Annotated in this window: 24 protein-coding genes; 18 read left to right on the top strand and 6 right to left on the bottom strand. The window is 57.9% G+C overall.

All coding sequences use genetic code 11. The features are described from left to right. Positions 1-5 precede the first annotated feature (5 nt). Positions 6-326: an iron donor protein CyaY gene (cyaY, locus tag IM295_RS09090; RefSeq protein WP_028014797.1), complete on the bottom strand. Its 321-nt coding sequence runs from the start codon at positions 324-326 to the stop codon at positions 6-8. Between the two features lie 135 nt (positions 327-461). On the opposite strand from cyaY, the gene IM295_RS09085 reads away from it, so the two are divergent. The 8 genes from IM295_RS09085 to corA all read left to right on the top strand — a co-directional run bounded on the left by IM295_RS09085 (position 462) and on the right by corA (position 7393). Further along, positions 462-665 (top strand): lipoprotein, encoded by a 204-nt coding sequence (locus tag IM295_RS09085; protein WP_041911830.1) that lies wholly within the window; start codon positions 462-464, stop codon positions 663-665. Between the two features lie 35 nt (positions 666-700). Beyond that, positions 701-1525: a diaminopimelate epimerase gene (dapF, locus tag IM295_RS09080; RefSeq protein ID WP_193066582.1), complete on the top strand. Its 825-nt coding sequence runs from the start codon at positions 701-703 to the stop codon at positions 1523-1525. Beyond that, positions 1522-2229, top strand: coding sequence for a DUF484 domain-containing protein (locus IM295_RS09075; protein ID WP_028014794.1), 708 nt, complete (start codon positions 1522-1524; stop codon positions 2227-2229). The genes dapF and IM295_RS09075 overlap by 4 nt, the downstream gene beginning before the upstream one ends. Beyond that, the gene (xerC, locus tag IM295_RS09070) at positions 2226-3128 is read left to right on the top strand and encodes a tyrosine recombinase XerC (protein ID WP_063868846.1); all 903 of its coding nucleotides are present in this window, start codon (positions 2226-2228) and stop codon (positions 3126-3128) included. Before IM295_RS09075 ends, xerC begins: the two co-directional genes overlap by 4 nt. Further along, positions 3128-3844: a 5-amino-6-(5-phospho-D-ribitylamino)uracil phosphatase YigB gene (gene yigB / locus IM295_RS09065; protein ID WP_063868848.1), complete on the top strand. Its 717-nt coding sequence runs from the start codon at positions 3128-3130 to the stop codon at positions 3842-3844. Before xerC ends, yigB begins: the two co-directional genes overlap by 1 nt. Positions 3845-3923: 79 nt before the next feature. Beyond that, positions 3924-6086, top strand: coding sequence for a DNA helicase II (gene uvrD, locus IM295_RS09060; RefSeq protein ID WP_041911833.1), 2163 nt, complete (start codon positions 3924-3926; stop codon positions 6084-6086). A gap of 149 nt (positions 6087-6235) precedes the next feature. Beyond that, entirely contained in the window at positions 6236-6292 is a 57-nt protein-coding gene (ysgD, locus tag IM295_RS23065) for a YsgD/CorL family protein (protein ID WP_212743980.1), read from the top strand. 150 nt (positions 6293-6442) lie between these two features. Further along, complete coding sequence (gene corA / locus IM295_RS09055) at positions 6443-7393, top strand: magnesium/cobalt transporter CorA (RefSeq protein WP_008501540.1); 951 nt, start codon at positions 6443-6445, stop codon at positions 7391-7393. 42 nt (positions 7394-7435) lie between these two features. On the opposite strand, the gene rarD is transcribed toward corA, so the two are convergent. Together rarD and yigI are read right to left on the bottom strand one after the other, a co-directional pair. Then, positions 7436-8332 (bottom strand): EamA family transporter RarD, encoded by an 897-nt coding sequence (gene rarD / locus IM295_RS09050; RefSeq protein ID WP_048959726.1) that lies wholly within the window; start codon positions 8330-8332, stop codon positions 7436-7438. Positions 8333-8383: 51 nt separating this feature from the next. Next, positions 8384-8851, bottom strand: a complete 468-nt coding sequence (gene yigI, locus IM295_RS09045; protein ID WP_028014789.1) for an acyl-CoA thioesterase YigI — start codon at positions 8849-8851, stop codon at positions 8384-8386. 162 nt (positions 8852-9013) lie between these two features. Here yigI and pldA point away from each other — a divergent pair, with 162 nt between their 5' ends. The 3 genes from pldA to rhtC all read left to right on the top strand — a co-directional run bounded on the left by pldA (position 9014) and on the right by rhtC (position 12485). Next, positions 9014-9883, top strand: coding sequence for a phospholipase A (gene pldA / locus IM295_RS09040; RefSeq protein WP_028014788.1), 870 nt, complete (start codon positions 9014-9016; stop codon positions 9881-9883). Between the two features lie 90 nt (positions 9884-9973). After that, positions 9974-11803: an ATP-dependent DNA helicase RecQ gene (gene recQ / locus IM295_RS09035; RefSeq protein WP_032644788.1), complete on the top strand. Its 1830-nt coding sequence runs from the start codon at positions 9974-9976 to the stop codon at positions 11801-11803. A 61-nt stretch (positions 11804-11864) separates the two neighbouring features. After that, positions 11865-12485 carry a threonine export protein RhtC gene (gene rhtC / locus IM295_RS09030; RefSeq protein WP_010426287.1) on the top strand — a complete coding sequence of 207 codons (621 nt, stop codon included), beginning with the start codon at positions 11865-11867 and terminating at the stop codon, positions 12483-12485. Here the strand turns inward: rhtC and rhtB are convergent. Then, complete coding sequence (gene rhtB / locus IM295_RS09025) at positions 12482-13102, bottom strand: homoserine/homoserine lactone efflux protein (RefSeq protein WP_028014786.1); 621 nt, start codon at positions 13100-13102, stop codon at positions 12482-12484. The two genes, rhtC and rhtB, sit on opposite strands and share 4 nt — an antisense overlap. A gap of 111 nt (positions 13103-13213) precedes the next feature. Here rhtB and pldB point away from each other — a divergent pair, with 111 nt between their 5' ends. From pldB to IM295_RS09010, 3 genes are all read left to right on the top strand, one after another. After that, positions 13214-14206: a lysophospholipase L2 gene (pldB, locus tag IM295_RS09020; RefSeq protein ID WP_041911835.1), complete on the top strand. Its 993-nt coding sequence runs from the start codon at positions 13214-13216 to the stop codon at positions 14204-14206. Between the two features lie 25 nt (positions 14207-14231). Further along, a complete protein-coding gene (gene yigL, locus IM295_RS09015) occupies positions 14232-15032 on the top strand; it encodes a sugar/pyridoxal phosphate phosphatase YigL (protein ID WP_028014784.1) in 801 nt (266 codons plus the stop codon). 82 nt (positions 15033-15114) lie between these two features. Next, on the top strand, positions 15115-16014 hold the full coding sequence (locus IM295_RS09010) for a carboxylate/amino acid/amine transporter (RefSeq protein WP_126300737.1): 900 nt from the start codon (positions 15115-15117) through the stop codon (positions 16012-16014). Here IM295_RS09010 and metR read toward each other — a convergent pair. After that, positions 15902-16855 carry an HTH-type transcriptional regulator MetR gene (gene metR / locus IM295_RS09005; RefSeq protein WP_028014783.1) on the bottom strand — a complete coding sequence of 318 codons (954 nt, stop codon included), beginning with the start codon at positions 16853-16855 and terminating at the stop codon, positions 15902-15904. The genes IM295_RS09010 and metR overlap by 113 nt on opposite strands. A 115-nt stretch (positions 16856-16970) precedes the next feature. On the opposite strand from metR, the gene metE reads away from it, so the two are divergent. Further along, complete coding sequence (gene metE, locus IM295_RS09000) at positions 16971-19232, top strand: 5-methyltetrahydropteroyltriglutamate--homocysteine S-methyltransferase (protein ID WP_126300738.1); 2262 nt, start codon at positions 16971-16973, stop codon at positions 19230-19232. A 45-nt stretch (positions 19233-19277) separates the two neighbouring features. Here metE and IM295_RS08995 read toward each other — a convergent pair whose 3' ends face one another. After that, complete coding sequence (locus IM295_RS08995) at positions 19278-20084, bottom strand: dienelactone hydrolase family protein (RefSeq protein WP_028014781.1); 807 nt, start codon at positions 20082-20084, stop codon at positions 19278-19280. Positions 20085-20339: 255 nt separating this feature from the next. Between IM295_RS08995 and udp the strand changes: the two genes are divergently transcribed. The 3 genes from udp to ubiE all read left to right on the top strand — a co-directional run bounded on the left by udp (position 20340) and on the right by ubiE (position 23520). Then, positions 20340-21101 (top strand): uridine phosphorylase, encoded by a 762-nt coding sequence (udp, locus tag IM295_RS08990; RefSeq protein ID WP_003860792.1) that lies wholly within the window; start codon positions 20340-20342, stop codon positions 21099-21101. A 139-nt stretch (positions 21102-21240) separates the two neighbouring features. Further along, a complete protein-coding gene (rmuC, locus tag IM295_RS08985; protein ID WP_059357718.1) occupies positions 21241-22698 on the top strand; it encodes a DNA recombination protein RmuC in 1458 nt (485 codons plus the stop codon). Between the two features lie 66 nt (positions 22699-22764). After that, the gene (gene ubiE, locus IM295_RS08980) at positions 22765-23520 is read left to right on the top strand and encodes a bifunctional demethylmenaquinone methyltransferase/2-methoxy-6-polyprenyl-1,4-benzoquinol methylase UbiE (protein WP_028014779.1); all 756 of its coding nucleotides are present in this window, start codon (positions 22765-22767) and stop codon (positions 23518-23520) included. Positions 23521-23531 lie beyond the last annotated feature (11 nt).

Genomic DNA, 23531 nt, shown 5'->3' with positions numbered 1-23531 from the left:
CAAAACTACCTGAAACTCACGTTCTCGCCCGCCTGCGCGGTCGCCGCCTGTTCCAGCAGATCCCAGAACGTTTCGCCGCTGCGATCGCAAACCCACTCGTCACCCTTCAAATCAAAGTGATAGCCGCCCTGTTTGGCCGCCAGCCACACCTGGTGAAGCGGCTCCTGACGGTTAATAATAATTTTGCTGCCGTTTTCGAAGCTCAGGGTCAGAATGCCGCCGTTGATTTCACAATCGATATCGCTGTCGCCGTCCCAGTCGTCGATACGTTCTTCGATGGTCATCCACAGGGTGTCGGCAAGGCGATGGAATTCACTGTCGTTCATGGTTTTGTTCCTGTTTTTCGTGATGGCGGCAGTATAACGCTAAATAATTCCCGTTGCAGGAAAGCGGCAAACTCTTGCTTTTGTGTCTTCTCCTGCGATGATAGAAACAGATTTGAACTTACGGGCAACTTTATAATGAAAAACGCTTTCCGAACGCTTGCCGTTCTCATCACGCTGTTTAGCCTGACCGGCTGCGGACTGAAGGGACCACTCTACTTCCCGCCTGCGGATAAAACCGCGCCGCCGCCGACAAAACCGGTTAACAGCGGCATCGAGTCTTCCACGCCAAAGACTAACGATCGTGGCGATAACGGCGGTCCGACTCAGGTTAACCTCTGACGACAACGTTCTGTCCCCGCGCAATGGAGCAAATGATGCAGTTCTCTAAAATGCATGGCCTTGGCAACGATTTTATGGTCGTCGACGCGGTAACGCAGAATGTGTTTTTCTCCCCGGAACTGATCCGCCGCCTGGCGGATCGGCACGTGGGCGTGGGGTTCGATCAGCTGCTGGTGGTTGAGCCGCCCTACGATCCTGACCTCGATTTCCACTACCGTATTTTCAACGCTGACGGCAGTGAGGTTAACCAGTGCGGCAATGGCGCGCGCTGTTTCGCCCGCTTTGTCCGCCTGAAAGGGCTCACCAATAAGCGCGATATCCGCGTCAGTACCGCCAACGGTCGTATGGTGCTCAGCGTTACCGACGATGAACTGGTGCGCGTCAATATGGGCGAGCCTAACTTCGAGCCTTCCGCCGTGCCGTTTCGCGCAAACAAAGCGGAAAAGACCTATATTATGCGGGCGGCCGAGCAGACAGTATTGTGCGGCGTTGTCTCGATGGGTAACCCGCACTGCGTGATTCAGGTGGATGACGTGGAAACCGCGGCGGTCGAAACGCTCGGTCCGGTGCTGGAGAGCCACGAGCGGTTCCCGGAGCGGGCGAACATCGGCTTTATGCAGGTGATGAAGCGTGAACACATCCGTCTGCGGGTTTACGAGCGCGGCGCGGGCGAAACCCAGGCCTGCGGAAGCGGCGCCTGTGCGGCGGTGGCCGTCGGTATCACCCAGGGGTTACTGGCAGAAGAGGTTCGCGTGGAATTACCGGGCGGTCGTCTTGATATCGCCTGGAAAGGAGCGGGTCATCCACTGTACATGACTGGCCCGGCGACACATGTTTATGACGGGTTTATCCATCTATGAAACAACCAGGGGAAGAACTGCAGGAAACAGTGACGGAACTGGACGACAGCGCTGTTGTTGATTATCTGCTGAACAATCCTGAGTTTTTTATTCGCAATGCACGCGTCGTCGAACGAATGCGCGTGCCGCATCCGGTTCGCGGGACCGTGTCGCTGGTCGAATGGCACATGGCGCGCTCGCGTAACCACATCAACCAGCTTGAAGAGAACATGACGCTGCTGATGGAGCAGGCTAGCACCAACGAAAGCCTGTTCTATCGCCTTCTGCACCTGCAGGCGCGTCTGGCCTCGGCGCACAGCCTTGAAGAGTTTCTCAGCCGCTTCCATCGCTGGGCGCGCGAGCTGGGGCTGGCGGGCGCAACGATTCGTCTGTTCCCTGACCGCTGGCGCATCGGCGCACCGTCCGGCTTTACCCATCTGGCGCTCAGCCGTCAGGCGTTTGAACCGCTGCGCATTCAGCGCCTGGGCCATGAGCATCACTATCTGGGGCCGCTTAACGGACCTGAGCTGCTGGTAGTGCTGCCGGAAGCCAAAGCGATTGGCTCGGTAGCGATGTCGCTGATGGGACGCGATGGCGACCTGGGGGTAATATTATTTACCAGCCGCGACGCGCACCACTATGAGCAGGGGCAAGCCACGCACCTGCTGCAGGAGATCGCCCTGATGCTGCCCGAGCTGCTGGAGCGCTGGATTGAGCGCGTATGACGGACGCTCTGCTCGCCACTGACGTCTCGCGCTTTCTGCGCTACCTGGGCGTAGAGCGCCAGCTTAGCCCCATTACGCTGCTCAACTATCAGCGTCAGCTTGATGCCATCATGCAGATTGCCGATGAAATCGGCCTGAAAAGCTGGCAACAATGTGACGCCGCCACGGTACGCGGATTCGTCGTGCGTAGCCGTAAAAAAAACTTAAGCCCGGCGAGCCTGGCGCTCCGGCTCTCTGCCCTGCGCAGCTTTTTCGACTGGCTGGTTAGCCAGGGCAAGCTGAAAGCTAACCCGGCAAAAGGGATCGCCACGCCAAAAGCCCCACGGCATCTGCCGAAAAATATCGACGTCGACGACGTAAATCGCCTGCTGGATATCGATCTTAACGATCCGCTCGCCGTGCGCGACCGCGCGATGCTGGAGGTGATGTACGGTGCCGGGCTGCGTCTGTCCGAGCTGGTCAATCTCGATATAAAACATCTCGACCTGGAAACGGGCGAAGTGTGGGTGATGGGCAAGGGCAGCAAAGAGCGCCGCCTGCCGATTGGCCGCAACGCCGTCTCCTGGATTGAGCACTGGCTGGATCTGCGCGGGCTGTTTGGCGCCGAAGAAGATGCGCTGTTTTTGTCGAAGCTTGGCAAGCGGATCTCCGCGCGTAACGTGCAGAAACGCTTTGCGGAGTGGGGCATCAAGCAGGGGCTGAACAGCCACGTGCATCCGCACAAGCTGCGCCACTCCTTTGCGACGCACATGCTGGAATCAAGCGGCGACCTGCGCGGCGTGCAGGAGCTGCTCGGCCACGCGAATCTGTCGACCACCCAAATCTATACCCATTTAGACTTCCAACACCTTGCCTCGGTGTATGACGCGGCGCATCCACGCGCCAAACGGGGGAAATAATGCGTTTTTACCGCCCACTCGGTCAGATATCAGCCCTGACGTTTGACCTTGATGACACTCTTTACGATAACCGTCCGGTGATCCTGCGTACCGAGCAAGAGTCGCTGACGTTTGTGCAGAACTACCATCCTGCGCTGAAAGCGATGCAGAACAAAGACTTCCAGCAGCTGCGTCAGTCCCTGCGGGAAACCGAACCGGAGATTTACCACGACGTGACCGAATGGCGCCGCCGTGCGGTTGAGCAGGCGATGCTCAACGCCGGCCTGAGCGCGCAGGATGCGGCCACGGGTGCCGAAGCGGCCATGGAAAACTTCGCCAAATGGCGCAGCCGCATCGATGTGCCGCAGGAGACGCACGACACGCTGGCGAAACTGGCCAGCAAGTGGCCGCTGGTGGCCATCACCAACGGCAACGCTCAGCCCGAGCTGTTCGGCTTAGGTGACTATTTTCAGTTCGTGCTGCGCGCGGGTCCGCACGGGCGCTCGAAGCCGTTTAACGATATGTATCACCTGGCGGCGGAAAAACTGGATTTGCCGCTCGGCGAAATCCTGCACGTGGGCGATGACCTGACCACGGACGTTGCCGGGGCGATCCGCTGCGGCATGCAGGCCTGCTGGATCAAGCCGGAAAACGCCGATCTGATGACCACCCCGGACAGCCGTCTTCTGCCTCACGTGGAAATTTCACGGTTGGCATCCCTCACGACGCTGATATAATCATCAATAGTTCTGTATAAATTAACAGGGTTTTGGCTAATGGAAACATTTGCCTGCCCGATATGACGTGACGGTGCCAATGGACGTTTCTTACCTGCTCGACAGCCTTAATGATAAACAGCGTGATGCGGTTGCCGCCTCGCGCACCAACCTGCTGGTTCTGGCTGGGGCGGGGAGTGGTAAGACACGCGTGCTGGTTCACCGTATCGCCTGGCTGCAGAGCGTGGAAAACTGCTCACCGTACTCGATTATGGCCGTGACGTTTACCAACAAGGCGGCGGCGGAGATGCGTCACCGTATCGCCCAACTGATGGGCACCAGCCAGGGCGGCATGTGGGTTGGCACCTTCCACGGTCTGGCGCACCGTCTGCTGCGCGCGCACCATATGGACGCTAACCTGCCGCAGGATTTCCAGATCCTCGACAGCGAAGATCAGCTCCGCCTGCTGAAGCGCCTGATCAAGGCGATGAACCTCGACGAGAAGCAGTGGCCGCCGCGTCAGGCGATGTGGTACATCAACGGACAGAAAGACGAAGGTCTGCGTCCGCACCACATCCAGAGCTTCGGTAATCCGGTCGAGCAGACCTGGCAGAACGTCTACAAGGCCTATCAGGAAGCGTGCGACCGCGCCGGCCTGGTGGATTTCGCCGAGCTGCTGCTGCGCGCCCACGAGCTGTGGCTGAACAAACCGCATATCCTGCAGCACTACCGCGAACGCTTCACCAACATCCTGGTGGACGAATTCCAGGATACCAACAACATCCAGTACGCGTGGATCCGCCTGCTGGCCGGAGATACCGGCAAGGTGATGATCGTGGGCGATGACGACCAGTCGATCTACGGCTGGCGCGGCGCGCAGGTGGAGAACATCCAGCGCTTCCTCAACGATTTTCCCGGCGCGCAAACCATCCGTCTGGAGCAGAACTACCGCTCAACCAGCAACATCCTGAGCGCGGCCAACGCCCTGATTGAGAACAACAACGGGCGTCTGGGCAAAAAGCTGTGGACCGACGGCGTCGACGGCGAACCGATCTCGATTTACTGCGCCTTCAACGAGCTCGACGAAGCGCGCTTCGTGGTGAACCGCATCAAAACCTGGCAGGACAACGGCGGCGCGCTGGAGCAGTGCGCCATTCTCTACCGCAGCAACGCCCAGTCGCGCGTGCTGGAAGAGGCGCTGCTGCAGGTGAGCATGCCGTACCGCATTTACGGCGGCATGCGATTCTTCGAACGTCAGGAGATCAAAGATGCGCTTTCGTATCTGCGCCTGATCGCCAACCGCAACGACGACGCGGCGTTTGAGCGCGTGGTGAACACGCCGACCCGCGGGATTGGCGACCGTACGCTGGACGTGGTGCGCCAGGCCTCGCGCGACCGCCAGCTGACGCTGTGGCAGGCGTGCCGCGAGCTGCTGCAGGAAAAAGCCCTCGCCGGACGTGCGGCCAGCGCGCTCCAGCGCTTCCTGGAATTAATTGATGCCCTGGCGCAGGAAACCGCCGACATGCCGCTGCACGTGCAGACAGACCGGGTGATTAAAGACTCCGGGCTGCGTACCATGTACGAGCAGGAAAAAGGCGAAAAGGGGCAGACCCGTATCGAGAACTTAGAGGAACTGGTCACGGCAACGCGCCAGTTCAGCTACAACGAAGAAGACGAAGACCTGATGCCGCTGCAGGCGTTCCTCTCTCACGCCGCACTGGAGGCGGGTGAAGGGCAGGCGGACACCTGGCAGGACGCGGTTCAGCTGATGACCCTGCACTCCGCCAAAGGTCTGGAGTTCCCGCAGGTGTTTATCGTCGGCATGGAAGAGGGCATGTTCCCAAGCCAGATGTCGCTCGATGAAGGCGGGCGTCTGGAAGAAGAACGTCGTCTGGCCTACGTGGGCGTGACGCGAGCGATGCAGAAGCTGACGCTAACCTACGCTGAAACTCGCCGCCTGTACGGTAAAGAGGTCTATCACCGTCCGTCGCGCTTCATCGGCGAACTGCCGGAAGAGTGCGTGGAAGAGGTGCGTCTGCGCGCCAGCATCAGCCGTCCGGTTAGCCATCCGCGCATGGGCTCGCCGATCTCTGAAACCGACACCGGCTACAAGCTGGGCCAGCGCGTGCGCCATTCGAAGTTTGGCGAAGGTACCATTGTGAATCTGGAAGGCAGCGGCGAGCACAGCCGCCTGCAGGTCGCGTTCCAGGGGCAGGGGATCAAATGGCTGGTGGCGGCCTACGCGAAGCTGGAAACAGTCTAACATTCAGAAAAATATCATTATTTTGCAATAATCTGCTAGCCTTATACAGTGAAGGTCAATTAATGCCCTTCAGCGTTCCGTTGCGTGTTGACGCCACAGTTATTGCTGGCGTAACATGCGCGCACGATTACGCTAAGAGGACATTCGCCTTGGACACACCCAGTAGATACTGGCTCAATTCCCTGTCATCCAGGAACAACTCCTAAGGCTATCTCCTCATGCTGATGGCCTTAGTGGTTGTCAGCGACTGCATTATTCCCGTCGCGCTGAGTCAGGCTGTTTAATGGTCTGAAACCCAATTTGTTTCTGTGTGCCCACCGAACTGTCCGATATTTTTTGCATTGGGAGTCCCGGTCATGTTGAGCGCATTTCAACTCGAAAATAACCGACTGACTCGGCTTGAAGCCGAAGAGTCACAGCCCCTCATTGATGCCGTATGGGTGGATCTGGTCGAGCCGGACGACGATGAACGCCTTCGCGTACAATCTGAGCTGGGGCAAAGCCTGGCAACCCGCCCGGAACTGGAAGACATCGAAGCCTCCGCGCGTTTTTTTGAAGACGAGGACGGTCTGCATATTCACTCCTTCTTCTTCTTTGAAGATGCGGAAGATCACGCGGGCAACTCCACCGTGGCGTTTACCATTCGCGACGGTCGTCTGTTTACTCTGCGTGAACGCGAACTGCCGGCGTTTCGTCTCTACCGCATGCGTGCCCGCAGCCAGGCGATGGTGGACGGCAACGCTTACGAGCTGCTGCTCGATCTGTTCGAGACTAAAATTGAACAGCTGGCGGATGAAATTGAAAACATCTACAGCGATCTGGAAAAGCTGAGCCGCGTGATCATGGAAGGCCATCAGGGGGATGAGTACGACGAAGCGCTTTCGACGCTGGCAGAGCTGGAAGATATCGGCTGGAAGGTGCGTTTGTGTCTGATGGATACCCAGCGCGCGCTGAACTTCCTGGTGCGCAAGGCGCGTCTGCCGGGCGGTCAGCTGGAGCAGGCGCGTGAGATCTTACGCGATATCGAATCTCTGCTGCCGCACAACGAATCTCTGTTCCAGAAGGTGAACTTCCTGATGCAGGCGGCGATGGGCTTTATCAACATCGAGCAGAACCGCATCATCAAGATCTTCTCGGTAGTGTCCGTGGTGTTCCTGCCGCCGACGCTGGTGGCGTCCAGCTACGGGATGAACTTCGAGTTTATGCCGGAGCTGAAGTGGAGCTTTGGCTACCCGGGGGCGATTATCTTTATGATCCTCGCCGGGCTGGCGCCGTATCTGTACTTTAAGCGTCGGAACTGGCTGTAAAATCTGGCGGGTGGCGCTGCGCTTACCCGCCCTACAAAACACCTACATTCCTCTGCGGGTTCTGCGCTGGGTATAAATCGCATCGGCGACGAAAATCGCCAGCGCCACCCAGATAAAGGCAAAGGTCACCATCTTATCCGCACCCGGCACTTCGCCGTAAAACACCACCGCCAGCAGGAACATCAGCGTCGGGCCAATGTACTGGAAGAAGCCCAGCGTGGAGAGGCGCAGGCGCGTTGCCGCACCGGTGAAGCACAGCAGCGGAATGGTGGTCACTACGCCCGCCGCCATCAGCATCAGGTTCAGCGACCACGGGTTGCTGCCCATATGGCTGGTGGCGCTGTCGGCGATACCGAACAGATAGATCGCCGCCACCGGCAGCAGCCACAGGGTTTCAAACAGCATCCCGGTTTGCGCTTCCACCGCGATTTTCTTACGTACCAGGCCGTAAAAAGCAAAGCTGAACGCCAGACCGAGGGCGATAACCGGCAGCGAGCCAAACGTCCACAGCTGCACCAGCACGCCGCAGAAGGCGAGAATCACCGCCACCCACTGCATCCGGCGGAAGCGTTCGCCGAGGAAAATCATCCCCAGCACGATATTCACCAGCGGGTTAATGAAGTACCCCAGGCTCGCTTCGAGCATGTGGTGGTTATTCACCGCCCAGATAAACAGCAGCCAGTTGCCGCCAATCAGCACCGCAGAAAGCGCCAGCAGGAAGACCTTTTTAGGGGTTTGTAGCAGCGTTTTAACGCCGGACCACTGACGACTGATGCTCATCAGCGCGATCATGAAGAAGAACGACCAGATGACGCGGTGAGTGAGGATCTCGTCGGCCGGAACATAAGCGATAAATTTGAAATACGCCGGGGCGATACCCCAAATAAAATAAGCGGCAAGGGCGAGTAAAACGCCCTGCCGCGTCTGTTTAGCATCCATCGGGAAAATCCGTGACAAAAAAGTGAATCAATTTTACCCGAATTTGCCGCCTCAACCCACCATATAAGTGGCGGTTGCGCTGGCGATATAAACCTGCTCCTCGTTATGCAGCTCAACGCGGGCAACGGCAACTTTGTTCCCGGCACGCAGCAGGCTGCTGGTGCAGGTAAAGCGGTTTCCGCGCCCCGGGCGAAGATAGTCGACGCGTAAATCAATGGTGCCCATGCGCGCCAGACGCTGGCGGAGTTCATCTTCGTTGATGGTGTCATGGCGCGTCAGCGTACTGCCCACGCAGACAAGACCGGCCGCCACGTCCAGCGCGGAGGCAATCACCCCGCCGTGCAGAATACTTTGCGCCCAGTTGCCCACCATCATCGGCTGGTTGTTGAAACTCAGCTGGGCAAACTCTTTCTCGTAACGCTCCAGCTCAAGACCCAGTGCACGGTTAAACGGCATATGGTAAACAAAAATCTCGCCCACGAGTTTTAACACTTCTTCGGCGGTAAGCATGGCTGACATGAGACATTACATCCTTATTGTTAATGAAATGTTGATTTTATGCTTCAGCAATAAGGAATTCCACTTTCAGAAACGAGGATGCAGCAGTTATCGCAGAAGTCTGTAGAATGTTCGCCTCATAACTATTCAGGTAATTTTACTCTTTGCAGGAGAACACCACCGATGCGGACGTATCTGGCCTGGTTACTGGCGGCGGTTGCGCTGCCCCTCACAGCATATGCGCAGGAAGCGACGATTAAAGAAGTCCATGATAAACCTGCCGTTAAGGGCAGCATTATCGCCAATATGCTGCAGGAGCATGACAATCCGTTCACGCTCTACCCGTATGACACGAACTACGTGATTTATACCCAAACCAGCGATCTCAACAAAGAAGCGATAAGCTCCTATAACTGGTCTGATAATGCGCGTAAGGATGAGGTGAAGTTCCAGCTTAGCCTCGCGTTTCCGTTCTGGCGCGGTATTCTGGGGCCAAACTCGGTGCTCGGCGCGTCTTATACGCAGAAATCCTGGTGGCAGCTCTCCAACAGCGGCGAATCTTCACCGTTCCGTGAAACCAACTATGAGCCGCAGCTCTTCCTCGGCTTCGCAACGGACTATGAATTTGCTGGCTGGACGCTGCGCGACGTCGAAGTGGGCTTTAACCATGATTCTAACGGACGTTCCGATCCAACCTCCCGTAGCTGGAACCGCGCCTATACGCGCCTGATGGCGCAGAACGGTAACTGGATGGTGGAAGTGAAGCCGTGGTATGTGCTCGGCAGCACCGATGACAACCCGGATATCACCAAATATATGGGCTACTACCAGCTCAAGGTCGGCTACCAGCTTGGTGATGCCGTGCTGAGCGCGAAAGGGCAGTACAACTGGAACACCGGCTACGGCGGTGCGGAGCTCGGTCTGAGCTACCCGGTGACGAAGCACGTGCGTCTCTATACCCAGGTGTATAGCGGCTACGGCGAGTCGCTGATCGACTACAACTTCAATCAGACTCGCGTTGGCGTGGGCGTAATGCTGAACGATATTCTCTAAGCTGCTCGAATGTTTTTGCGTTAAACGTTGAAGTTTCTCTCTCAGGCGCTGAAAATAGCGCCTGTTTTATTTTTCGCAAATGGGGTTAACGTGGCGCAGGCGGAAGTATTGAATCAGGAGTCGCTGGCTAAACAGGTTTTGCATGAAACCTTTGGCTACCAGCAGTTCCGCCCCGGCCAGGAAACCATCATTGAAACCGTGCTGGAAGGCCGCGATTGCCTGGTGGTGATGCCGACCGGCGGCGGTAAATCCCTCTGTTATCAGGTGCCCGCGCTGGTGCTTAACGGCCTGACGGTCGTGGTATCGCCTCTCATTTCCCTGATGAAAGACCAGGTCGACCAGCTGCTCGCCAACGGCGTGGCGGCGGCCTGCCTGAACTCGACCCAAACCCGCGAGCAGCAGCAAGAGGTGATGGCTGGATGCCGCACCGGGCAGATCCGCCTGCTGTATATCGCGCCAGAGCGCCTGATGCTCGATAACTTCCTCGACCATCTCGCGCACTGGAACCCGGTCCTGCTGGCGGTGGATGAAGCGCACTGTATCTCCCAGTGGGGACACGATTTCCGTCCGGAATACGCTGCCCTCGGCCAGCTGCGTCAGCGCTTCCCCGAGCTGCCGTTTATGGCTCTGACCGCCACGGCGGATGACACCACGCGTCTGGACATTGTTCGCCTGCTGGGGCTGAACGACCCGTATATTCAGGTCAGCAGCTTCGACCGCCCGAACATCCGCTACATGCTGATGGAAAAATTCAAGCCGTTGGACCAGCTCTTACGCTACGTTCAGGAGCAGCGCGGCAAGTCCGGCATCATCTACTGCAACAGCCGCGCGAAGGTGGAAGACACCGCCGCGCGTCTGCAAAACCGTGGCTTTAGCGCCGCCGCATATCACGCCGGGCTGGAGAACCACATCCGCGCCGACGTGCAGGAGAAATTCCAGCGCGACGACCTGCAAATCGTCGTCGCGACGGTGGCGTTCGGGATGGGCATCAACAAGCCCAACGTGCGCTTTGTGGTGCATTTCGACATTCCGCGCAATATCGAATCCTACTATCAAGAGACCGGCCGCGCCGGCCGTGACGGCCTGCCTGCGGAAGCGATGCTGTTTTACGATCCGGCCGATATGGCGTGGCTGCGCCGCTGTCTGGAAGAAAAGCCGCAGGGACAACTCCAGGACATTGAGCGCCACAAGCTCAACGCGATGGGTGCCTTCGCTGAAGCGCAAACCTGCCGCCGTCTGGTGCTGCTCAACTACTTTGGTGAAGGGCGACAGGAGCCGTGCGGCAACTGCGATATCTGCCTCGATCCGCCAAAGCAGTACGATGGCCTGATGGACGCGCGCAAAGCGCTCTCGACCATTTACCGCGTGAATCAACGCTTCGGGATGGGCTACGTGGTGGAAGTACTGCGCGGTGCCAATAACCAGCGTATCCGCGACATGGGGCACGACAAGCTGCCGGTTTACGGCATCGGTAAAGATCAGAGCCACGAGCACTGGGTCAGCATTATTCGTCAGCTGATCCACCTCGGCTTTGCCACACAGAACATTGCCCAGCACTCCGCGCTACAGTTGACCGAAGCAGCGCGTCCGGTGCTGCGCGGTGACGTCGAGCTCAAGCTCGCCGTGCCGCGCGTGGTTGCCCTCAAGCCGCGCGTGATGCAGAAATCCTACGGCGGTAACTATGACCGCAAGCTGTTTGCCAAACTGCGCAAGCTGCGTAAAGCTATCGCTGACGAAGAGAACATCCCGCCTTACGTGGTGTTCAACGACGCGACCCTGATTGAGATGGCCGAGCAGATGCCGCTCAGCGCCAGCGAGATGCTCAGCGTCAACGGCGTCGGCACGCGCAAGCTGGAGCGCTTTGGTAAAGAGTTTATGGCGCTTATCCGCTCTCACGCCGATGGTGATGATGAGGAGTAGTCAGCCGGGCGAAAAAGTGCCAGGATGATGACTCACTGAATTATTTCCCCGCGAGCTAATTATGTTAATGCTATTTCTCACCGTGGCGTTAGTGCACATCGTTGCGCTGATGAGCCCTGGACCAGACTTTTTCTTCGTGTCGCAAACTGCCGTCAGCCGCTCCCGCAAAGAAGCGATGATGGGCGTGCTCGGTATTACCATGGGCGTTATGGTCTGGGCGGCGGTCGCGCTGCTCGGTCTGAACCTGATCCTGGCGAAGATGGCGTGGCTGCATAACATCATTATGGTTGGCGGCGGGCTGTACCTGTGCTGGATGGGCTACCAGATGCTGCGCGGGGCGCTGAAGAAAGAAGAGAAAAAACCGGAAGAGCCAAAGGTAGAGCTGGCAACGGGCGGCCGCAGCTTTGTAAAAGGGCTCCTGACTAACCTGGCAAACCCGAAAGCGATTATCTATTTCGGCTCCGTGTTCTCGCTGTTTGTGGGTGACAGCGTCGGCGCAGGCGCGCGCTGGGGGATCTTCCTGCTGATCGTTGTTGAGACGTTCGCCTGGTTCACTATTGTTGCCAGCCTGTTCGCATTACCGGCGATGCGCCGCGGCTATCAGCGCATCGCGAAGTGGATCGACGGCTTCGCCGGCGCGCTGTTCGCCGGCTTCGGCATTCATCTCATCATTTCTCGCTAAGCGTGACGCGCTGACGCAAGCAGCGCGCCAACCAGCATAAACAGCGAACCAAAGACTTTGTTCAGGGCCTTCATCTGCTTAGGCCCTTTAATCCACGCCGCAATCCGCTGCGCCAGCGTCGCGTAACCAATCATCACGATGATATCGACGATGATGGTGGTCGCGCCCAGCACCACGTACTGCATCACCTGGGGCTGATGTGGCACGATAAACTGTGGGAACAGGGCGGCGAGGAACACAATGCTTTTCGGGTTCGTCAGGTTCACGAACACCGCGCGCTTAAACAGGTGGCCGCGCGTTTGCGTCCTGGAGAGCGTATTCAGGTCAATCGAGCCTGCCGCGCGCCACTGCTGGATACCGAGCCAAATCAGATACGCCGCACCGGCCCATTTCAGTACCTCAAAGGCCAGCACCGAACGAGAGAACAGCGTCCCCAGACCAATCCCCACCAGCACAATATGAATGCCGAGCCCGGTCTGTAAACCGGCAATGGACGCCGCCGCACCGCGATAGCCGTGGTTGATGGAGGTGGTCATAGTGTTAATGGCGCCAGAGCCGGGTGAAAGGCTAAGGATGATTGATGTCAGCAGGTAGGCGAACCACCACTCGAAGGTCATTTGAAGCTCCCGAACCGTCTATTTTTATGCCACAATACGCTATTGTTGAGTCATTTTGTGACCAGTGACGAAAAAAAACGATATTCCCTGGATTACGTGAGTGGAAACCCAATGTTTCAGCAGAAAAAGGACTGGGAAACACGAGAAAACGCGTTTGCTGCTTTCTCAATGGGGCCGCTGACCGATTTCTGGCGGCAGCGTGAGGAAGACGAGTTTACGGGCGTAGGGGGTATCCCGGTGCGCTTCGTTCGCTTCCGCAATGAAAAAAATGACCGGGTGATCGTGGTCTGCCCCGGGCGTATCGAAAGCTACGTTAAATATGCCGAACTGGCCTACGACCTGGTCAACATGGGGTTTGACGTGCTGATCATCGACCACCGTGGGCAGGGGCTGTCCGGACGCATGCTGCCGGATACGCACCGTGGGCATGTGGATCACTTCAGCGATTATGTCGACGATTTTGCCGCGTTCTGGCAGCAGGAAGTTCAGCCCGGCCCCTGGCGCAAGCGGTACATCCTTGCGCACTCCATGGGCGGCGCCATTTCGACGCTGTTTTTGCAGCGGTATGAGCACCAGTGCGACGCCATTGCGCTCACCGCGCCGATGTACGGTATTGTCATTCGTTTTCCCGACTGGATGGTGCGCCATCTTCTCGACTGGGCTGAGGGCCATCAGCGCATTCGTGAAGGCTATGCCATCGGAACCGGACGCTGGCGCGCATTGCCGTTCGCCATCAACGTCTTAACCCACAGTCGGCAGCGCTATCGCCGCAACCTGCGCTTTTATGCCGATGAACCGCGCTTGCGCGTCGGCGGCCCGACCTGGCACTGGGTGCGTGAGGGTATTCTGGCCGGTGAGCAGGTGTTGGCAGGCGTAGGTGATGATGACACGCCGACGCTTCTGATTCAGGCGGAAGAAGAGCGTGTGGTGGATAACCGCATGCATGACCGCTATTGTGAACTGCGCGCTGCCGCCGGTCACCCTTGTGAAGGGGGTAAACCGCTGGTCATCAACGGCGCGTACCATGAGATCCTTTTTGAAAAGGACGCTATGCGCTCAGTCGCGCTTAACGCCATCGTCGAGTTTTTCGACCGGCATAACTGATTTTCTATTGAGGTTAAATTTTCCTATGTACCAGGTTGTTGCATCTGATTTAGATGGCACGCTGCTTTCCCCCGACCACACCCTGTCGCCTTATGCGAAAGAGACCTTAAAGCTTCTGACCGCCCGTGGCGTGAACTTTGTGTTCGCTACCGGCCGCCACCACGTGGACGTGGGGCAGATCCGCGATAATCTGGAGATCAAGTCGTACATGATCACCTCCAACGGTGCGCGCGTGCATGATACCGACGGCAACCTGATCTTCACCCATAACCTGGATCGCGATATTGCTGCCGATCTCTTCGGCGTGGTGCATAACAATCCGGCTATCGTCACCAACGTATACCGTGACGACGAATGGTTCATGAACCGCCACCGCCCGGATGAAATGCGTTTCTTCAAGGAAGCGGTATTCAACTACTCCCTGTATGAGCCGGGCCTGCTGGATCCAGAGGGGATCAGCAAGGTGTTCTTCACCTGCGACAGCCACGAAGAGCTGCTGCCGCTTGAGCAGGCGATCAACGCCCGCTGGGGCGATCGCGTCAACGTGAGCTTCTCCACCCTGACCTGTCTGGAAGTGATGGCGGGCGGCGTTTCTAAAGGTCACGCGCTCGAAGCGGTTGCGAAACGTCTGGGCTTCGCGCTTAAAGACTGTATCGCCTTTGGCGACGGCATGAACGACGCCGAGATGCTCTCTATGGCGGGCAAAGGCTGCATCATGGAAAACGCGCACCAGCGCCTGAAGGATCTGCATCCGGAGCTGGAGGTCATCGGCACCAACGCAGACAACGCGGTACCGAAATACCTGCGCAAACTGTTCCTTGAATAATCTTCATTCGGTTGTTTATCGTTCAGTTGTCAACTAAAGAGTTCGCTACAATGCCTGTCCTTCTTTCTGAGAGACAAGCATTGTGGCGCTACTCATTATCACCACTATCCTGTGGGCCTTCTCCTTTAGCCTGATTGGCGAATACCTTGCCGGTTCGGTCGACAGTTACTTCTCGGTGCTGATGCGCGTGGGGCTGGCGGCGCTGGTGTTCCTGCCGTTCCTGCGCACGCGCGGGCAATCGCTGAAAACCATTCTGCTGTACATGCTGGTGGGGGCTATGCAGCTTGGCATCATGTATCTGTTCAGCTTCCGGGCTTACGTCTACCTGTCCGTCTCCGAATTCCTGCTCTTTACCGTGCTGACGCCGCTCTATATCACGCTGATCTACGATCTGCTCAGCAGGCGCCGTCTGCGCTGGGGATATCTGCTAAGCGCCGCGCTGGCGGTTATTGGCGCGGCGATCATTCGCTACGACAAAGTGAGCGATCACTTCTGGACAGGGCTGATGTTCGTCCAGCTTGCCAACATCAGCTTTGCCATTGGTATGGTGGGCTACAAACGCCTGATGGAAACCCGCCCAATGCCGCAGCACAACGCGTTTGCGTGGTTCTATATGGGCGCGGCGATCGTCGCGGTGGCGGCGTGGTTTATGCTCGGCAACCCGCAAAAGCTGCCGACCACCACCGTGCAGTGGAGCGTTCTGGTCTGGCTGGGCGTGGTGGCGTCGGGGCTGGGGTACTTTATGTGGAACTACGGCGCTACGCAGGTAGACGCCGGTACACTGGGGATCATGAACAACGTGCACGTCCCGGCGGGGCTGCTGGTGAACCTTGCCATCTGGCAGGAACAGCCGCACTGGCCGAGCTTCCTTATTGGGGGGGCGGTGATCCTGGCTTCACTGTGGGCCCATCGCCGCTGGGTCGCTCCGCGCTCCGCACAAACGGAAGATGGTCGCACGCGTGGTTCCGCGCTGAGCGAATAAACGCCTCCGTAACCGGCTGACGCTGCTCGCCATCGCGCACGGCGGCGTACAGCCGGCTCCACAGTCCTTCTCCCAGGGTTTTGGTGACTACCAGACCCTGGCGTTCAAAGCTCTCCACCACCCAGTGCGGCAGCGCCGCGATACCCATGCTGGCCGCCACCATCTGGATCAGCAGCAGGGTGTTATCCACACTTTTCAGCTGCGGGCTGATGCCTGCCGGCTGCAGGAAGTGACGCCAGATATCCAGGCGGCTGCGCTGAACCGGGTAAATCAGCAGCGTTTCTGTCGCCAGATCTTCCGGCGTGATGCGCGTTTTGGCTGCCAGCGGATGGTCCGGCGCCAGCACCAGACGCACCTCAAAATCAAACATCGGCGAATAGTGCAGGCCGCTGCGCGGCAGGATGTCGGACGTCATCACCAGATCCAGCTCGCCCTGCTGGAGCGAGGGCTGCGGGTCGAACGTCACGCCGGATTTAAAGTCCATCTCCACCTGCGGCCACTTCTGGCGGAAGTTCTCAAGCGCGGGGGTCAGCCACTGAATACAGCTGTGGCACTCAATGGCGATCCGCAGTTTGGTCTGCTGCGGCTCGTTACACGCCTGCAGCGCGCTGGCGATCTGCGGCAGTACCTGATTCGCCAGTTGAAGAAGAATTTCACCCTGCGGCGTAAAGCGCAAAGGCTGGCTCTTACGCACAAAAAGACGAAATCCGAGGCGTTGTTCCAGATCGCTGAACTGGTGAGAAAGGGCGGACTGGGTCTGGTGCAGCGTGGCCGCCGCCGCCGCGAGCGAACCGCAGTTCCGCAACGCTTGTAGCGTTTTCAGGTGTTTAATCTCGATCATGAAAGTCCTTCACTCCGCCATGAACATTTTGCGCTTGAGGAATATACAGTACCTGCCAATTATAGATGTGTAAACATCTGGACGTCTAAATAACAAATTTGACAAGGGGCATACCATGACAATCCGCACTCACACTCTCGGTTTTCCTCGCGTTGGCCTGCGTCGCGAGCTGAAAAAAGCGCAAGAAAGCTACTGGGCGGGCAATGCCTCCCGTGAAGAACTCCTGGCGGTGGGGCGGGAGCTGCGCGCCCGTCACTGGGATCAGCAAAAACAGGCGGGCATTGACCTGCTGCCGGTGGGCGATTTCGCCTGGTACGACCATGTTCTGACGACCAGCCTGCTGCTGGGCAACGTGCCGGCTCGTCATCAGAACAAAGATGGATCGGTGGATATCGACACCCTGTTCCGCATCGGCCGTGGCCGCGCGCCAACGGGTGAGCCAGCGGCAGCGGCGGAAATGACCAAGTGGTTTAACACCAACTATCACTATATGGTGCCGGAATTCGTCAAAGGTCAGCAGTTTACGCTGGCCTGGACGCAGCTTCTGGACGAAGTGGATGAAGCGCTGGCGCTGGGCCACCAGGTGAAGCCCGTATTGCTGGGGCCGGTAACCTACCTGTGGCTGGGTAAAGTGAAGGGCGAACAATTTGACCGCCTCAGCCTGCTGAACGATATTCTGCCGGTCTATAAGCAGGTGCTGATTGAGCTGGGCAAGCGCGGCATTCAGTGGGTGCAAATCGACGAACCCGCGCTGGTGCTGGAGCTGCCGCAGGAGTGGCTCGATGCCTTCAAACCGGCGTATGACGCGCTCACCGGACAGGTGAAGCTGCTGCTGACCACCTATTTCGAGGGCGTGACGCCGAACCTCGACACTATCACCGCGCTGCCGGTTCAGGGCCTGCACGTTGACCTGGTTCACGGTAAGGACGATGTCGCAGAGCTGCACAAGCGCCTGCCTGAGGAGTGGTTGCTCTCCGCCGGTCTGGTCAACGGCCGTAACGTCTGGCGCGCCGATCTGACCGAGAAATACGCCCAAATTAAAGACATCGTCGGCAAACGTGAGCTGTGGGTGGCATCATCCTGCTCGCTGCTGCACAGTCCGATCGATCTGAGCGTGGAGACCCGTCTCGACCCTGAAGTGAAAAGCTGGTTTGCCTTCGCCCTGCAAAAATGTGAAGAGCTGGCACTGCTGCGCGACGCGCTCAACAGCGGCGACACGGAGGCGATTACCGACTGGAGCGCACCGATTCAGGCGCGTCGTCACTCGGCTCGCGTGCACAACCCGGCGGTAGAAAAACGTCTGGCGGCCATCACCGCCGGGGACAGCCAGCGTCAGAGCCCGTACGAGGTACGTGCCGAAGCCCAGCGCGCCCGCTTCAATTTTCCCGCGTGGCCGACCACGACCATCGGTTCATTCCCGCAAACTACCGAGATCCGCGGCCTGCGTCTGGACTTCAAAAAGGGCAATCTGGATGCGAATCATTACCGCACCGGCATTGCGGAACACATCAAGCAGGCGATTATCGAGCAGGAACGCCTCGGGCTGGACGTGCTGGTGCACGGTGAAGCCGAGCGTAACGACATGGTGGAATATTTCGGTGAGCACCTGGACGGCTTCGTCTTTACCCAGAACGGCTGGGTGCAGAGCTACGGCTCCCGCTGCGTGAAGCCGCCGGTGGTCATTGGCGACGTCAGCCGCCCGGAACCGATCACGGTGGAGTGGGCGAAGTACGCCCAGTCCCTGACCGACAAGCCGGTAAAAGGCATGCTGACCGGCCCGGTGACCATTCTCTGCTGGTCGTTCCCGCGCGAAGACGTGACCCGTGAAACCATCGCCAAACAGATCGCGCTGGCGCTGCGCGATGAAGTGGCGGATCTGGAGGCGGCGGGGATTGGCATCATCCAGATTGACGAACCGGCGCTGCGCGAAGGTTTGCCGCTGCGCCGCAGCGACTGGGATGCTTACCTGCAGTGGGGCGTGGAAGCATTCCGCATCAACGCCGCAGTGGCGAAGGACGATACCCAGATCCACACCCATATGTGTTACTGCGAATTTAACGACATCATGGATTCGATTGCCGCGCTGGATGCAGACGTGATCACCATCGAGACCTCGCGTTCAGACATGGAGCTGCTGGAGTCGTTTGAAGAGTTCGACTACCCGAACGAAATTGGGCCGGGCGTGTATGACATTCACTCCCCGAACGTGCCGAGCGTGGAGTGGATTGAGGCGCTGCTGAGAAAAGCCGCTCAGCGCATCCCGGCGGAACGCCTGTGGGTAAACCCGGACTGCGGCCTGAAAACCCGCGGCTGGCCGGAGACGCGTGCGGCGCTCGCCAACATGGTGAAGGCGGCGCAGAACTTACGTCAGGCTTGATGACGCGCAGGCCCGGTAAGGCGCAGCCGCCCCCCGGGCTTTTTTTTATGCTTTCTTCCCGCCGTACTGGCTAAACCATGCCAGCATTCTCTGCCAGCCATCTTTAGCGGATTCCGCGTGATAGCTCGGACGATAATCGGCATTAAACGCGTGTCCGGCATCGGGATACACCACGATTTCGGCCTTCGCGTTCGCCGCCCGCAGCGCGTGGCGCATCGTCTCGACGGTATCAAGCGGAATGCCGGTATCCTGGCCGCCATACAGCCCTAACACCGGGGCATTGAGATCGGTAGCGATATCAACCGGATGCTTCGGTGAGTTCAGCGTCTTTTCGCCCACCAGTTTGCCGTACCAGGCAACGGCGGCTTTCAGCTGCGGGTTATGCGCGGCATACAGCCAGCTAATGCGTCCACCCCAGCAGAAACCGGTGACCATTAAGCGGTGCGGGTCGCCGCCGTTGCGCGCCGCCCAGCTGGCGACGTGGTCGAGGTCTGCCAGCACCTGCGCGTCCGGCACTTTGCTGACCAGGTTGCTGAACAGCGTCGGGATATCACTGTAGTCATTCGGATCGCCCTGACGGAAGTAGAGCTCTGGCGCAACGGCCAGATAGCCTTCAAGCGCCAGGCGGCGGCAGAGGTCGCGAATATGTTCGTGAACACCGAAAATTTCCTGAACCACAATCACGATGGGCAGCGGGCCGTCCGCCGATTTTGGTCGTGCGTGATAAGCAGGCATGTTCTCTCCCTGCGAGGGAATAGAGGTCTCACCTGCCGTGATGGCGTCTTCAGACGTTGAGACGATGGTTGAAGCATGCGGAGCCGCAGCAGGTGCAAATCCGGTTTTTTCAGTCATGGCATTCTCCGTACCAATGAGTTAGCGCAAAGGTAAATATAGACACCAGGTTAACAACTCACAGTGCCTTAAACGGTCTATCTTTTGTGCAGCACCCGACGATATAACTTGTTAATGTGATGTGAGTCACCTTTTGATGGAAATTCAATGCAATCATTTTCATTCATGGTGAGATGTGTCACGAAATTATGCTTACCGCTTCTGTAAAGTACCGTTTTACTTCTTCTGACTAACCGACCCACAGAGGAGTCACCTATGTCTAAGTCTGATGTTTTTCATCTCGGCCTCACTAAAAATGATTTACAAGGGGCTACGCTCGCTATCGTCCCTGGCGACCCAGAGCGTGTGGAAAAGATCGCCGCGCTGATGGATAAGCCGGTCAAGCTGGCTGCCCATCGTGAATTCACCACCTGGCGCGCAGAGCTGGATGGCAAAGCGGTGATTGTGTGCTCTACCGGTATCGGTGGCCCGTCTACCTCTATCGCCGTGGAAGAGCTGGCGCAGCTGGGCATTCGTACTTTCCTGCGTATCGGCACCACCGGCGCGATTCAGCCGCACATTAACGTCGGCGACGTGCTGGTGACGACCGCATCCGTGCGTCTGGACGGCGCAAGCCTGCACTTTGCACCGATGGAATTTCCGGCAGTGGCTGACTTCGAGTGCACCACCGCGCTGGTTGAAGCGGCGAAATCCGTGGGCGCAACCACTCACGTGGGCGTAACTGCCTCTTCTGATACCTTCTATCCGGGCCAGGAGCGTTACGACACCTTCTCAGGCCGCGTAGTGAGCCGCTTCAAAGGCTCAATGGAAGAGTGGCAATCCATGGGCGTGATGAACTACGAGATGGAATCCGCAACGCTGCTGACCATGTGCGCAAGCCAGGGTCTGCGTGCCGGTATGGTGGCGGGCGTTATCGTCAACCGCACCCAGCAGGAGATCCCGAACGCCGAAACCATGAAGCAGACAGAAAGTCACGCGGTAAAAATCGTGGTTGAAGCGGCTCGCCGCCTGATCTAGTCTTCCTCTCTGAGATAAAAGGCCGACGCGTTCGGCCTTTATTTTTTGCGTAGCGCCTCGCAGGAAAACCCTTTCAAACTGGACGTTTATACAGCACAATCTTATTTTGTGCGGGTAATACGTTGATGCAGGGGGCATTGTGGATATCTCAATCCTTATTTATGCGGTAATTGCGCTGGCTGGCGTGGCGATAGGCTGGCTGATATCCAGCTATCAGCATGCACAGCAGAAGGCCGAGCAGTTGGCTGAACGCGAAGAGATCGTCGCCGATTTAAGCGCCGCAAAACAGCAGCTTGCCCTAAGCGACCACTGGCGCGACGAGTGTGAACTGCTCAATAACGAACTGCGTAACCTGCGCGACATCAACACCTCGCTGGAGGCCGATCTCCGCGAAGTGACTACCCGCCTTGAATCCACCCAACTGCATGCCGAAGACAAAATCCGCCAGATGCTCAACAGCGAGCAGCGCCTCAGCGAGCAGTTCGAGAACCTCGCCAACCGCATTTTCGAGCACAGCAACCGCCGCGTTGATGAGCAAAATCGCCAGAGCCTGAACAGCCTGCTGACGCCGCTGCGCGAACAGCTGGACGGCTTTCGCCGTCAGGTACAGGACAGCTTTGGTCAGGAAGCCCGCGAACGCCACACGCTGGCGCATGAGATCCGCAATCTTCAACAGCTGAATGCCCAGATGGCGCAGGAGGCGGTCAACCTGACGCGGGCGCTGAAAGGCGATAACAAAACCCAGGGTAACTGGGGGGAAGTGGTGCTCACCCGCGTGCTGGAGGCCTCTGGCCTGCGGGAAGGGTATGAATACGAAACGCAGGTGAGTATCGAAAACGATGCCCGCTCGCGAATGCAGCCGGATGTGATTGTGCGTCTGCCGCAGGGCAAAGATGTGGTCATTGACGCCAAAATGACGCTGGTGGCCTATGAGCGCTACTTCAACGCTGAAGATGACTATACGCGCGAATCGGCGCTGCAGGAGCACATTGCCTCCGTGCGTAACCATATTCGCCTGCTGGGCAGAAAAGATTATCAGCAGCTGCCGGGGCTGCGCTCGCTGGACTACGTGCTGATGTTTATCCCGGTCGAACCCGCGTTTTTGCTGGCGCTCGACAGACAGCCCGAACTGATCACCGAAGCGCTGAAAAATAACATTATGCTGGTCAGCCCCACCACGCTGCTGGTGGCCTTACGCACCATTGCGAACCTGTGGCGCTATGAGCACCAGAGCCGTAACGCGCAGCAGATTGCCGACCGCGCCAGCAAGCTGTACGACAAAATGCGCCTCTTCGTGGACGACATGTCCTCCGTCGGGCAAAGCCTGGATCGTGCGCAGGATAACTACCGCCAGGCGATGAAAAAGCTCTCCTCCGGGCGTGGCAACCTGCTTGCGCAGGCTGAAGCATTCCGCAGCCTGGGAGTGGAGGTTAAACGCGAGATTAATCCGGAATTGGTCGAACAGGCCACAGCCCAGGACGAAGAGTTCCGACTGCGTGAGGGCGGGGATGAACAAAATACCCCCAACCAGGACAACGATTTAGCGGCGGATTTATCGCCAGACGAGCAGCCAGCGCGTTTCTTTCGCGGTGGTTGAATCGTAGGGCAATTGCGCCCAATCTGTTACACTTCACGAACATTTGACTGATTAGCAGGCTCTGAGATGGTTGACGATTCACAAGACACGACGCACTTTGGCTTTCAGACTGTAGCCAAAGCGCAGAAAGCTGACATGGTGGCCCACGTATTTCATTCCGTGGCGGCGAAGTACGATGTGATGAATGACTTGATGTCGTTCGGCATTCATCGCTTGTGGAAGCGCTTCACCATCGACTGCAGCGGTGTGCGTCGTGGACAAACGGTTCTCGATCTGGCTGGCGGTACGGGCGATCTGACGGCGAAATTCTCCCGTCTGGTGGGCGAAACCGGTCGCGTTGTATTGGCTGATATTAATGACTCCATGCTTAAAATGGGACGCGAAAAGCTGCGTAACATCGGCGTGGTGGGTAACGTGGAATACGTGCAGGCCAACGCCGAAGCGCTGCCGTTCCCGGACAATACTTTTGACTGCATCACGATTTCCTTCGGTCTGCGTAACGTCACCGATAAAGAAAAAGCGCTGCGTTCCATGTACCGCGTGTTGAAGCCGGGTGGACGCCTGCTGGTGCTCGAGTTCTCTAAACCGATTATCGACCCGCTGAGCAAAGCCTACGACGCATATTCCTTCCACGTGCTGCCGCGTATTGGCGAACTGGTGGCAAACGACGCGGAAAGCTATCGCTATCTGGCGGAATCAATTCGCATGCATCCGGATCAGGACACCTTAAAAGCCATGATGCAGGATGCGGAATTTGAGAACGTTGAGTACTTCAACATGACGGCGGGTGTCGTCGCGCTGCATCGCGGTTACAAATTCTGAGTGGAGGTGTC

This window comes from Enterobacter cloacae complex sp. P14RS, assembly GCF_014895895.1.
GTDB lineage: Bacteria > Pseudomonadota > Gammaproteobacteria > Enterobacterales > Enterobacteriaceae > Enterobacter > Enterobacter bugandensis.
The sequence above is the reverse complement of the archived record's forward strand: the minus strand, read 5'-3'. Positions and strand labels throughout refer to the sequence as shown.